The following is a 12,433-nucleotide window of genomic DNA, read 5'->3' as shown; positions in this document are numbered from 1 at the left end:
GGCACGTCGAGGTCTTTCAGATGGCTTGTGTAGGAACTTCCATCATCGGAAGGCCTCGACCTCTATCCAGCTATCGACGCGCCACTTCCCCGAGACCCCCGTCTACACCCTCGATTGTGAAGAGCCGGTAAAAGGCTCAGCTACGTAAGATGGGCAACAAGAAGCACCCCCGTTGATGGCGGGAGAAATTCTCATGGTTGGTGGCTCCGGGCGTGACATCGGGATGGTGCGGGCGGTCACGCGACGAGTGGTTCAGTCGTCTTTACGAATGTAGTAGACGACGATACTGATGATGACGACGAGGAGGATGGCCGCGAAGGGACCGGCGTCGAAGGACCAAGGACCGATCCCGACGCTGTTGTTTGCTGTGATCATGCGTTCTCCTTGGTTCGAGTGTCGGGTTCTTCTGGGACGTATCGTGATTTGAAGATCGTGGTGTAGACGGGGCCGGTGAGTAGCCAAGCGATGTTGATGAGGGTGAGTCGCGCCACCCAGGCCCACAGCTCGTCAGTCCAGAATTCCTCCATCGTCGAAGGCCACGACCAGCCGGAGAACGCCTTCATGATCAGCAAGGCGGGCACGGCGATGGCCCAGGCCGTCAGCACACGCAGCCAGTCTTGCCACTCGTGCCGGACCTTGGCGGGCCCTGTCCGTGGGGGACGTGTTGGTCTGGGGCCGTCGGCGAATCGATGAGCGAACCACACATCGGCTCGGCTGATGATGTAGTGCCCGAATCCGACGCTGAAGCCCAGGTAGGCCCCGGCAAGCCCGTGGACGGAGGTGGGCTCGGAACCGCGGGAGAGATCGAGGCCCACCAGGATGATCAGCACCAGATCGGCCAGTGGCACGCTGAGCAGCAGGGCCGTGCTGGTCCGTTTCAGCTTGAGCGCGTAGCGAGCGAGTAGTCCGAGCACGAGCAGAACCCAGAATGCGATCTCGGCGCCGATGATGGCGCCCACGATCCAGCTCCCAGAGAAATCCATATCTCAACCTTGTCGCATCCGCGTTGTGTCATCATCGACCAGATGACGGCACTTCGCAGGCTGTGCGTCACCCGTTTGGGCTACGCAGGATGGTGCTTGCGCGAGACCCATCATCGGGTTGAAATAGAAGCAAGTGCGTGGACGATCGCGGGTCGCGAGGTGATGGTATGACTGGGACAGGGTCGATCCCGTCGTTACGTCATACGTGGATCACCATCGGGTATGTCGTGGTCGCGATTGGCTTCTGCTTCGTGCCGGGCGCGGGGATCGAGTGGTTCGCGACACCCCGCTCACAGGTCCTGATCGGTAGCATCGCTACCGCGATCGCCCTCGGCATTGTGCATCTGTTCCGGCAAAAGTGGCCCACCGTGGTCGTCGTAGCAGGGCTGGCAGTAATGACCGCTGAGGGCCTCACAACCGGGACCACTTCGGTTGGGGCGATCCTGATCGAGTGTGATGCCCTTTATAGCTTGGTCATTGCCCGACCAACGACGCGGTCCCGGAGACTACTGCCGATGATCGCCGCGGTCTGCCTGTCCAGTGCCGTCGGTGGACTGCTTCTAGCGAACCTCCTCGCGGAGCCATTGTTGCAGATGACTACCTTGCTACTGGCGGTCGGGGTTACTCTGTGGTGGGGCATCACCGTACGAGCACCGATGACCCGCGCCGAGGAAGAACGTGAACGTGCCACTCTCATCGCTGACGCTGTCGCAGCCAAACAACGAGAGGCGCTGGTCGCTGAGCGACTGCAGATCAGTCGCGAACTGCACGACACCATTTCCGGGCACCTGTCTGCCATCACAATCCAGGCAGCTGGGGCCCTGGCGACCACAACACCGCCCACAGCCGAGGAACTGACCGAGCGCCTCGAGCGAGTCCGGGCTCTCAGTCTGGACGCGATGGGCGACATGCGAACCCTGATCGACGTGCTCCGGACCGACACGCCCTCATCCCTCGCGCTCGCCCAGAACTGGTCATCGGTGGACTCGCTCATTGCAGGTGCGCGAGAATCCGGCACATCTATCACCCTGACCGGCGACGACCCCGCGACGATCAACCTGGACCCGCTCGTCTCGGTCACCGCCTATTACGTCCTCCGCGAGGCACTCGTTAACGCCGAAAAACACGCCCCGGGCAGCGATGTGACCATCGATATCCGACACGAGGACGAGGTCCTCGCTATGACCATCACGAACGGACAACACCAGCCTGGGCACGTCGGAGCGATGCCGTCCGGATACGGCTTGATCGGATTGGCCGAACGTGTCCGCCTCTGCAACGGAGAGCTCGACATCGACCGCTCCAACGACACCTGGACCTTGCGGGTCTGTCTGCCGCTGAGAACCGGACGGGAGTCACAGCATGCCTAGACTCGTGATCGTCGATGACCACGCCGCCGTGCGGGCGGGCGTTACAGCCATCCTCACGGCCGATTCGGAAATTGAGGTCCTTGGCGAAGCAGCGACCGGCCACGACACGATCGAGGCCATCCAAAGCCTGAAGCCGGACGTGGTCGTCCTCGACCTCCAGCTACCTGACCGCGACGGCGTTGACATCTGTCGCGAGATCACCGCAACGACCGCCACTCGCGTGTTGATCCTTACTGCCTATGAGATCACCGACAACATTACCGCAGCTCTGGATGCCGGAGCGACAGGGTTCCTCGCCAAGACGGCCGAGCCACAGCAGATGATCGACGCTGTGCACGCTGTCGCAGCAGGACAGGCGTATCTCACCCCGTCGGTCACCCGGCACGTCATCGCACAGGCGACAGGCAAACACCCGCCAGCACATCGAACCAGGGCTGCCGCGCCGGAGCTGACCGACCGCGAGCGGGAAGTCCTGCAACTGGTCGCCGAAGGTCTGACCAACAAGCAAATCGCTCAGCGACTTGTGATCTCCCCAGCCACTGCGAAAACGCACCTGGCGCGCATCATGCAGAAACTGGGAGTATCCACCCGCACACAAGCGGCCATGCTTGTTCGAGCAGGAAACTCACTGGATAACGGAGTGTGAGGCCAGGGCTGTTCCGTCATCAGACGGCCGTGGTCGGGGCGAACGAGAGGTCATCGATCAAAAGGAACTCTCAGAGCCCTCTTCGGCGTGATAAAGGAACAGGGTGTGAGCGTGACAGCGCCCGTTGACTTGCTCAGCTGGGCAGATCTGCAACTCTTGATAGCATAAAACCCGTTCTAGAGAGGGGGTCTCATGGAGGGTGCGCAGTTATTGGCTGACAACCTGCTGTCCATGTGGTGGATTGCGATCGTCGCTGTACTCGCTCCCATTCTCGCGTTGGTGACGAGACGCGTTGTACCGGATGTCGTGTGGTTACTCGTGTTCGGGATTATTATCGGCCCGAACATGCTCGGTTTGGCTGAAAGCACTGAAGCTGTCGAGTTTTTGCGCGAACTCGGTATGGGATTTCTGTTCCTGCTGGCCGGTTTTGAGGTCAATGCATCTGAGATGCGTGGCCGGCAGGGTCGGCATGCCGCCCTGACATGGTTCATTTGCGCGCTTCTTGGTGCTGGGGCTGGGTTCCTCTTGCTCCAAGATGGGTGGCAACTCGCTGTGGTGTTTGGCATTGCCTCCACATCGACTGCGCTGGGTACCCTGCTGCCGATCCTCAAAGACTCGGGAGCCCTGCAGTCACCGTTAGGGCGTGCCACCATGGTGCACGGGGCCTACGGAGAGCTGTTGCCCATCGTGGCCATGTCTTTACTGTTGTCCACCCGGGGTACCTGGCAAGCAACGGTCGTGCTCATCCTCTTCAGCCTCGTTGCCATGATCACCGTGGCGGTCCCGACGCGGATTTTCCGCAAGCTTCCACGCCTGGGGCGGGCCTTCGGGGACGCCTCCGATTCAACAATGCAAACCACTCTGCGCATCACCGTGTGGGTGCTGATCACGCTGATGCTCCTCACCGCACTGCTAGAACTCGATGTGGCACTTGGTGCGTTCTCCGCCGGTCAGCTACTCAACGCAGCGCTCAGCGCTACGTCTCCCGCTCATGCCGACGAGGTGATGCACAAGATCGAAGTCGTCGGGTTCAGCTTGTTGATTCCCGTCTTTTTTGTCACCAGCGGTATGTCGATCGATTTGGGTGCAGTTCTCAGCCAGTGGCCTCTGCTTTTAGGTTTCGTCGTGGTCATTGCTGTGGTCCGCGGGCTACCGGTCTTTGTGCGTGAGCAGTTCACCACGACGCATTCAGGGCTGAAAACCGTGCAAGAGCGCATCGGGCTGGCATTCTATTCAGCGACCGGCCTACCCATCATCGTTGCTGTTACCCAAATTGCAGTTTCGTCAGGTCTCATCTCCACGACCTTGGCCTCGATCATGGTGACTGGAGGTGCGGTAACAGTTCTCATCTTCCCGTTTATTGCCTCCCGGATCACGGCAACCGGCATTACCGTTAACGAGAGTAAATAAGTCATCGGGGGAGAAAGCTTGCCCACGGGGTTGGTGTGGCGAAGCCCAGTTCGTTGGCCATCTCGTGCGATGCGACTGTGGTCCTCTGAATGCTTGTCACTCTACTCAGTAGGCCAGAAGCGACGATGAAATGGATCATTCTTCTTCGAAATAACGTCTTGAGGTTTCTACTTTAGAGTTCCTGAATTCTTTCATGGGTCGACCGGATTGTGCCTGGAATGCTGAGCGTTACATTGTTGCTTGTGAACACGATATCGACAAATAACGTTTTCAAAGGAAAATGTTGGTGTTCTCAAGTGCTATGCGGGTAACGGCGGAGGTAATGACTCGTCCAGGCGTGAGCTGAGAATGACTCATGGTGTAGTTCGTGTGTGTGATTCCCAGTTCTGCGCGTGAGACCTGCGAGTTCCCCATGTGCCGATTCTAAACCCGCTTGTTCTGTCGTCCCGAACGTGCGATGCATTGTCTCGTCGCCGGATAGAGCATGGCAGATGAGCCTATCGCCGCAGGGCACACGGCTAAAGCGAGGCTGTGAGCATCGGGTATAAAGTGGTCACCAGCAAAATCGCCATGACAATGTTGAAGGCTCGGCGCGTGCGGGGCTGTCCGAGCCAATCCCGCAGCTGAGCGCCGAACAGCGCCCAAATCGCCACGCTGGGCGCATTGACCAGGGCATACACCGTGGCGATGAGGCATACCTGCAGAAGATCGATCGAAGCGGGCAGGTAATTGGCCGAAGCACTCACTGCCATGACCCATGCTTTTGGGTTAACCCATTGGAAGGCGGCAGCGCCCAGGAAGGTCATCGGTCGCCTCTGCGAGTTCTCGCTGGTAGGGGAGGGAGCTGTGGCGATTTGCCAAGCGAGCCACAACAGATAGGCCGCGCCAACGAGACGGACGAGCGTGTATAGCGCGGGGAACGTGGTGAACAGCTGGGCAAAACCCAGTGCCACAGAGAACACCAGCACAAAGAAGCCGGTGCTGATCCCGGCTAAGTGGGGCAGCGTTCGTCTCAAGCCGAAATTTACCCCGGAGGCCAGCAACATCAGGTTGTTCGGTCCCGGTGTAATGGAGGTGACCAAAGCGTATCCGGCCAGAGCGAGCAGAGTGTCGACGCTCATGCCGAAACCGACCGGGAGTGGAAAACGTCTCGTGGTTTTGTGGTGTTCATTCCCATAGCATGACACTTATGGGAATACGGTGCAGGTGTCATAGGACACTAAAGGAGCTCGTGTGAAGACACAATCGTCGTGGCATGCGTGGGTCGAGGAGGGCACTGCGACGCTGTACGAGCGTCTCGCAGCTGCGATCGAATCTGATATTAGGAACGGGCTGCTTCCTCCCGGCACCCGACTGCCGGCGCATCGCCAGCTTGCCCAACAATTACAGATAGCAGTAGGCACAGTCACACGCGCCTATTTGCATCTGGAACAGCAGGGTTTGGTTCAGGGCCAGCACGGTCGTGGTACGTTCGTCGCTACATCAGATCAGCCCGGTGCGCCGGCGCTCAGTGGGAGATCCAGTGCGTCCGGCGGGGCGGTAGAGTTGCTTGACTTATCCCTGAATGTGCCACCACCGTTGATCGCTGCGGAAAAACTTGCCACGACATTGGCGCAACTGCCGGATGCGTTTTTGGCCGCCGATTTTTCCAATTACGCAGATGCCTCTGGGGTACCACGGCACCGCCAGGCCCTTACTGGATGGTTGTCTGGGCAGGGAGTTCAGGTCGACGTTGAGCGTGTGCTCATCACCCACGGGGCCCAACATGCACTTGCCGTTGCTTTTGCTGCCACCGCGCCAACTCGGGGAACTGTCTACACCGAACCCCACACTTATGGGGGTGCCCTATCCGCAGTGCGTCAAGCACTCCGACAACTCGTTGCCGTACCTGTCGACGAAGAGGGAATGATTCCCGAGGCCTTAGCCGAAGACCTACAAGGTGCTAACCCTGAAGAGCCGGCAATTGTTTATCTCACTCCAACTCTCCACAATCCCTATGGCATCAGCATGCCACAGCATCGTCGGCGCGAGATTATCGCCGTCTGTCGCCACCACGATGCAACCATCATCGAAGACGATGTCTACTCTACTTTTCGGACGCCCCACACAACCCCGCTGGTCGCACTCGCTCCCGAACGAACCTGGTATATCAATGGCTTTTCAAAGTGCATGGGTCCCGGTTTGCGAGTAGGTGTGCTTATCGCGCCGGCCCAGCAACTACAACGCGCGGCAACGATTCTGCAAGCTACGGCGCTGGCAGTCAGCCCGATCATGGCTGAACTGGCTACACGCTGGATCCAGGATGGAACCGCACGTGACGTCGCTACGGCGTTGCGCGCTGAATCCCAGGAGCGACTCACGCTCGCCGATACCATTCTCGGTGACTACCTCGCGCGTCGTCCTGCCGGCGGTTTCCACCTGTGGCTTCCGCTCCCACGACAGCGCGCCGAGGAAGTCGCTCACCACATCGCGCGTGCCGGGGTGTTAGTCACTCCGCCCGCATCTGTGCTGACCGACCCAGCCGGTCAATCCGCGGGCCTGCGCCTGTGCATTGGCCGTCCCACGCTTCACGAACTCGACCGTGGTTTGCGCAAGTTGCGACGCATCCTTGCCGGACCAGCGCAGCTCGCACCGCCCAGCTGATGCTGTCGATACTGGTGACCCAGTGGATGAAGGGCCGTTACTTGACCTGCTCAATGTTGCCGTTTTCGAGGTCGTATCCCGTCACCGTGAGATTGCTGGCCTGGTGCAACGAGTGATCGATGCGCGGGGGATTACCGCTCAGGCCCTGGGCGGACGGCGCTTGAGCGAGCCGGTATGACCGAAGCGATCGTCTACAGTTCTCGCCCAGACAAGCTAGGCCACAAAGAGCACAAACCATGTCGTGAAACAAGGCGGCGCTTGATGACGATGAGCTTGCGGTCATTCACGCGAGAAATTCATGTCCCGCTTGAGCTGGTACGCGCAGCGACGTATGGCCCCAGTGGCGTCGCCGAACCCAAAGGTTTCCGTGCCCCGGGACTGAATACGCTCGGGAAGAAAGTCTCGGCAACGTATCGACTCGACGGGGAACAGTACTACTGGAATGTCACCGGAGCATCGGATGTGGTGGTCTTCGAGATTGACCCGGATTTTAAATACAGCCGTCTGATTCTCTCGGTGGACGACCCGGTCGGCTGGGAACGAAAAATCAATAACGGGGTGGGAAACCCAACCCCTGGATCACTGGCGTTCAGAGCGTAACAACGCGGTTCGCCTGTTTTCCCTGACCGTTCAGACCAGAAAAAACAGGCGAACCGCCGTGCGATCCTCAATGTTCCTTAACCCTTGAGCTCGTCTGCCAATTGGTGGAACAACTTAGACGCGTTGCCGAACCGGTGCAAGGTCATCGAAATCGACTGTTCCTTGACCCAGTACCGCAGTTCCACTCGACCCGAGTGCGTTACAGGATCATCGAGCAGAGCCACCACTGGACGGTCGGCTACCTTCTCGCGGACCTTCGAGGCGATCTCACCGAGATGCCGAACCCGAGTCCCAACACCGAAGTCGTACTCGCCGCAGGCCAGCTTCTTCGCGAACTCCGTGTCCTTTTCCTTCGCCGGCTTGACGTTGAACTGCTTGGCCACGGTCTTCAGTGCTTTCACCGCACGCTGATCGGCGTCGGGGTGATATGACATCACAGGGGTGACGTCGGCAGTTGCTGCCGCCAACAGGACGCGGACTACGTCGTGGCTGGTTGCTCCAGGAGCCAGGCGAAGGACCACATCAGCACGGCGATAGCGGAAGATATTGGCTTCTGAGGACAAGCCGGTGGGATCCTGAGCGACACCGAATTCTCGGTCCCACCACACGGCGTCATCAGTGGCCGCAACCTTGAGTGCTTCCAGCTCGGTATCAGACACCAACGACTTGGCCTCGGCCGTTTCCAACAGGTCCTGAACGACCTCGTTGGCCGTGTGGGGTGTCGACACCTTGGTGGTGTCTACGGCGTCGTTCCAGGTACCAAACAGCATCACGTAGTTCGGCCCACCGGCCTTAGAACCCAGCCCCACTGAGGACGCCTTCCAACCGCCGAAGGGTTGGCGGCGCACGATCGCGCCGGTGATCCCGCGGTTGACGTAGGCGTTGCCGACGTGGACGTGGTCCAGCCATTCGGCGACCTCGTCGGTGTCCAAGGAATGGATGCCACCGGTGAGACCAAACTCGGTCTGGTTCTGGTACTCGATCGCGGTCTTTAGGTCCTTGGCCTCCATCAGGCCCAGGACGGGCCCGAACACCTCGGTGAGGTGAAAGAAGCTACCGGGCTTGACTCCGGTTTTGATCCCGGGGCTCCACAATCGGCCGGTGTCGTCGAGTTGTTGCGGCTTCAAGAGCCACTGTTCGCCGGGCTCCAGGGTGGTCAACGCGCGGGTGAGTTTCTCGGTCGGCAATTCGGTCAACGGGCCGACGGTTGCCGACAGGTTCTGTGGCCAGTCCACCACCATCGATTTCGCGGCGTCCACCAACTGGCGACGGAACCGCTCGGACTCATAAACGCTACCGACGAGAATACCCAGGGACGCAGCCGAGCATTTCTGACCGGCATGACCGAAAGCCGAGGCCACCAGATCCGCCACCGCTAGGTCGCGGTCGGCCGAAGGAGTGATCACCAGCGCGTCCTTACCGGAGGTCTCAGCATTGATGTTGAGCTCGGGCTTCCAGGAGCGGAACAGTGCGGCCGTATCGGAGGCGCCGGTGAGAATAATCCGGTCCACACCCTGGTGAGAAATCAGCTTCTTGCCGGCATCGCCTTCATCAGGGTAGATCCCGTGCAACACCTCCCGCGGTACTCCGGCATCCCACAGGCATTCCAACAACGCCATCGAACAGTGCGGTGTGGGGGTCGATGGTTTGTGAATCACCGCGGCACCGGCGGCCAGCGCGGCAGCCGTACCACCGGTGGGGATGGCCAACGGGAAGTTCCACGGCGGGGTGATCATCACCAGTTTGTCCGGGGTAAATTCGGCGTGCTCGACCTGTTCGAGAGCCAACGCGCTGTGTGCGTAGTACCGCAAAAAGTCGATGGCTTCAGAGATTTCCGGGTCAGACTGTGCCACGGACTTACCCACCTCGGCGGCTGCCACTGCGGCGAGGTGTCCTCGGCGGGAGGCCATGATATCTGCGGCCCGGTAAAGAATCGTGGCCCGCTCGGAAGCGGGGCGGGCGGCCCACTGCTGGCCAGCAGCGCGCGCATTGGCCACCAAAGCGTCAACGTCTTCGGTGGCGACTTTCTCCGGTACCAACTGGTGGTTCAGCCACTCGGGGGTGGCCCGTTCGATGACCTGTTCGGCCCAACGCTGGTTTGGTTCCAACGACGGGTTGGTGTCGGGCTCATTGCGAAACTCGGGGACACCTTCGGAGTACTCGCCGGGCTGGTGGGACTCTTCGGCGAGCCGATCCTGTTGGTGGTTGGGTCCGGGAGCAACGGTACCCTCCGCGACGAGGATGGCTCCCAGCGATTCTACCGCGCTGCGGAACCGGGATTCTTCGCGACGGAAGATCTCGCTACCCTCACCTTTCTTGTCCACCGAAAGGTCAAAGATGCCCGACATGAAGTTCTCGCTGGAGGCGTTTTCCTCCAGACGACGCACCAGGTAGGAGACCGCGACGTCGAACTCCTCGGGACGGACCGCCGGAACGTAGAGCAAGAGCTGGCCGACATCGTCGCGAACGGTGTGCTGCTGTTCGGCGGCCATACCCTGTAGCATCTCGAATTCCAGGCGGTCGGTTACCCCGCGCTCGCGACCCAGCAGGTGGGCGAAGGCGATGTCAAACAGGTTCTGACCGGCCACGCCCAGGCGGACACCGCGCATCCGCTCTTGGGTGAGCAACCAGTACAGCACGCGCTTGTAGTTGGCGTCGGTGGCTTCTTTGGACTCACAAGTGGCCAGGGGCCAGTCCTGAATATCGGCGTGCACCGTTTCCATGGCCAGGTTCGCGCCTTTGACCAAGCGGATCTTAATACCCGCACCGCCGTTGTTCACCCGGTCATTGGCGAACTCGGCCAGTTCCTGGACTGCGCCTAAGGCATCGGGCAAATAGGCCTGGATGACGATTCCGGCCTCGTAGTTCTTCAGCTCTGGCTTGGACAGCAAGCGCTTGAACACTGCGATGGTTAACCGCAGGTCCTGGTACTCCTCCATGTCCATGTTGATGAACTTGGTGCCAGCCGGTGCTTTGGCTGCCTCAAGGTAGAGGTCGGTGACCCGGTTGACCACGTAGTCAACGGTCTCTTCGTAGCCCCACATCGAAATCTGGCTGGCAATCGAAGAGGCTTTGATCGAGACGTAGTCCACGTCATCGCGACGCAACAACCGCACGGTGTCTTCGAGGTGCTTGGTGGCTTCGTCTTCACCTAGCACCGCTTCACCGAGCAGGTTGATGTTGAGTCGGTTGCCCTGCTTTTTAATTTCTTTAACGGCCTTGCCGAACTGTTTATCGCGCGCATCGACCACCATGTGGCCCACCATCGACCGCATCCGCCGACGCGCCACCGGCACCACGATATCCGGCATCAAACGTCCCAGAGCAGAGCCAGCTTTAATCTGCGCACGATCGAGCGCATCCAGAGTATCGGGAGCGATGTCGCCTAGCTCGTTCAGTGCCTTCGCGGCTGCCTTGGTATCTTCGGTGCGGATCACGCGGTCTACAAAGCCCACGGTAAAGTCTAGGCCCGTGGGGTGAGCAAGGACCTGAGAGAGTAGTTTGGCCGAGCTATGAGGTTTGACCCCGGATTCTTGGGTCTTCTGCAACCAGGTTCTGACCTTCTGCACGGCCTCATCGGCCAATCGGCGGAGCTCTTGCTGCACGCCCTGTTCGGTGGAAGTGATTTCGCTCATCAGCTTCGTCCTCTCCTGACGTTGGACGACCCGGTATTCAGTAGTGTGTTGTGGGTCTCGTAGACATCGTAAGCAGTAGCTTTTTATCCTTCGTTAAAATCGAATGAAATCCTCCGACTCCATCGGAAGACGCTGAAAGACGGGGAGGGGTACCGTGCTGAATCTGCATCGACTCCAGCTATTTCATGAGTTCCGCTTGCGTGGCACGATCTCAGCGGTGGCCACCTCGTTGGGGTACAGTCCCTCCACGGTGTCCCAACAGCTGACACTGTTAGAGGATGAAGTTGGGGTGGCCCTGTTTCACCGAGGCGGACGTACGCTACGGCTCACGACGGCAGGTCTTCGTCTGGCTGAACATGCTCAGACGATGCTGGATCTGCAAGAAGAGGCCTTGCGCTCGCTGACATCTGCTGAACCGGAAATCGGTGGCCTGCTGAGACTGTCGGTTTTTCAGACCGTTGCTCTCACGTTGGTCCCGGTCGCGCTGAGTCAGTTGCGCGCCCAACACCCGGAACTGCGGGTGGAGATTGTGCAGGCACCACCGGAGCGGGCCTTATTTGATCTGCAGGCTCGACGCCATGACTTGGTGGTGGCAGAGCAATATCCGGGGATGAGCAGGCCGAGGCAAGCTGAGTTTGACATTGAACCGTTGGGAACCGATTCCCTGCGTCTGGTGGTCCCCCAACAGCTATCCGGGATAGACGCCGAAGACCTGGATGCCTATCCCTGGGTGATGGAGCCGGCTGGAACCGTAGCGCGAGAATGGTCCTTACAACAATGTCGGGCCCTGGGTTTCGAACCAGACGTTCGGTTCACCACGGACGATCTCGCCGCCCAGCTGAGATTGATCAGTGCCGGGCTGGCTGTTGGGATTCTGCCGGAGCTCTTCCTGGCTGGCCATCGACTCGACAGCGTGGCGCTCAGGCCATTGCCGCAGAACCCAGAGCGCAGTATCTTTACCACGGCTCGCCGTTCTTCGGTACAGGCGCCAGCGGTTCACGCCTGCCGGCAGAGTCTGGCGGAGGCGTTTAAACAATTCTCTCGTAAAAGCTGGCGTCACGATTCGCCGTGACGTTGTCTGATGGGGCACCTCTGGGTGACGATAGCTTCCCCGAGAGCCCGGGTCTCCGTACAGTGGGGGGAACA

11 protein-coding genes are annotated in these 12,433 nt (G+C 59.8%); 7 read left to right on the top strand and 4 right to left on the bottom strand.

Translation table 11 applies throughout. The annotated features are described in order from the left end of the window. Nucleotides 1–252 precede the first annotated feature (252 nt). Both DCC25_RS11735 and DCC25_RS04670 read right to left on the bottom strand, forming a co-directional pair. The gene (locus tag DCC25_RS11735) at nt 253–375 is read right to left on the bottom strand and encodes a hypothetical protein (protein WP_255410749.1); all 123 of its coding nucleotides are present in this window, start codon (nt 373–375) and stop codon (nt 253–255) included. Continuing rightward, the gene (locus tag DCC25_RS04670) at nt 372–983 is read right to left on the bottom strand and encodes a hypothetical protein (protein WP_110100760.1); all 612 of its coding nucleotides are present in this window, start codon (nt 981–983) and stop codon (nt 372–374) included. The genes DCC25_RS11735 and DCC25_RS04670 overlap by 4 nt, the downstream gene beginning before the upstream one ends. 167 nt (nt 984–1,150) lie before the next feature. Here DCC25_RS04670 and DCC25_RS04665 point away from each other — a divergent pair, with 167 nt between their 5' ends. The 3 genes from DCC25_RS04665 (at nt 1,151) to DCC25_RS04655 (ending at nt 4,409) form a co-directional block, all read left to right on the top strand. Beyond that, nucleotides 1,151–2,353 carry a sensor histidine kinase gene (locus DCC25_RS04665; RefSeq protein WP_122549247.1) on the top strand — a complete coding sequence of 401 codons (1,203 nt, stop codon included), beginning with the start codon at nt 1,151–1,153 and terminating at the stop codon, nt 2,351–2,353. Then, nucleotides 2,346–2,999, top strand: coding sequence for a response regulator transcription factor (locus DCC25_RS04660; RefSeq protein ID WP_110098112.1), 654 nt, complete (start codon nt 2,346–2,348; stop codon nt 2,997–2,999). Before DCC25_RS04665 ends, DCC25_RS04660 begins: the two co-directional genes overlap by 8 nt. Before the next feature lie 192 nt (nt 3,000–3,191). Then, a complete protein-coding gene (locus DCC25_RS04655) occupies nt 3,192–4,409 on the top strand; it encodes a cation:proton antiporter (RefSeq protein WP_110100758.1) in 1,218 nt (405 codons plus the stop codon). Nucleotides 4,410–4,927: 518 nt separating this feature from the next. Here the strand turns inward: DCC25_RS04655 and DCC25_RS04650 are convergent. Further along, the gene (locus tag DCC25_RS04650) at nt 4,928–5,530 is read right to left on the bottom strand and encodes a LysE family translocator (RefSeq protein ID WP_110100757.1); all 603 of its coding nucleotides are present in this window, start codon (nt 5,528–5,530) and stop codon (nt 4,928–4,930) included. Nucleotides 5,531–5,642: 112 nt separating this feature from the next. On the opposite strand from DCC25_RS04650, the gene DCC25_RS04645 reads away from it, so the two are divergent. The 3 genes from DCC25_RS04645 to DCC25_RS04640 all read left to right on the top strand — a co-directional run bounded on the left by DCC25_RS04645 (nt 5,643) and on the right by DCC25_RS04640 (nt 7,652). Further along, nucleotides 5,643–7,052 carry a PLP-dependent aminotransferase family protein gene (locus DCC25_RS04645; protein ID WP_110100756.1) on the top strand — a complete coding sequence of 470 codons (1,410 nt, stop codon included), beginning with the start codon at nt 5,643–5,645 and terminating at the stop codon, nt 7,050–7,052. Between the two features lie 22 nt (nt 7,053–7,074). Continuing rightward, nucleotides 7,075–7,230, top strand: a complete 156-nt coding sequence (locus DCC25_RS11280) for a hypothetical protein (RefSeq protein ID WP_158524723.1) — start codon at nt 7,075–7,077, stop codon at nt 7,228–7,230. 89 nt (nt 7,231–7,319) lie between these two features. Beyond that, on the top strand, nt 7,320–7,652 hold the full coding sequence (locus DCC25_RS04640; RefSeq protein ID WP_199445866.1) for a hypothetical protein: 333 nt from the start codon (nt 7,320–7,322) through the stop codon (nt 7,650–7,652). A 77-nt stretch (nt 7,653–7,729) separates the two neighbouring features. Here DCC25_RS04640 and DCC25_RS04635 read toward each other — a convergent pair whose 3' ends face one another. Continuing rightward, nucleotides 7,730–11,287, bottom strand: a complete 3,558-nt coding sequence (locus tag DCC25_RS04635) for a proline dehydrogenase family protein (protein ID WP_110100755.1) — start codon at nt 11,285–11,287, stop codon at nt 7,730–7,732. Nucleotides 11,288–11,441: 154 nt separating this feature from the next. On the opposite strand from DCC25_RS04635, the gene DCC25_RS04630 reads away from it, so the two are divergent. Beyond that, the gene (locus DCC25_RS04630; RefSeq protein WP_110100754.1) at nt 11,442–12,359 is read left to right on the top strand and encodes a LysR family transcriptional regulator; all 918 of its coding nucleotides are present in this window, start codon (nt 11,442–11,444) and stop codon (nt 12,357–12,359) included. Nucleotides 12,360–12,433 lie beyond the last annotated feature (74 nt).

The organism is Auritidibacter sp. NML120636, from assembly GCF_003185945.1.
Classification (GTDB): Bacteria; Actinomycetota; Actinomycetes; order Actinomycetales; family Micrococcaceae; genus Auritidibacter; species Auritidibacter ignavus.
Note: the sequence above shows the minus strand (reverse complement) of the source record. Positions and strands in the feature narration are given on the sequence as shown.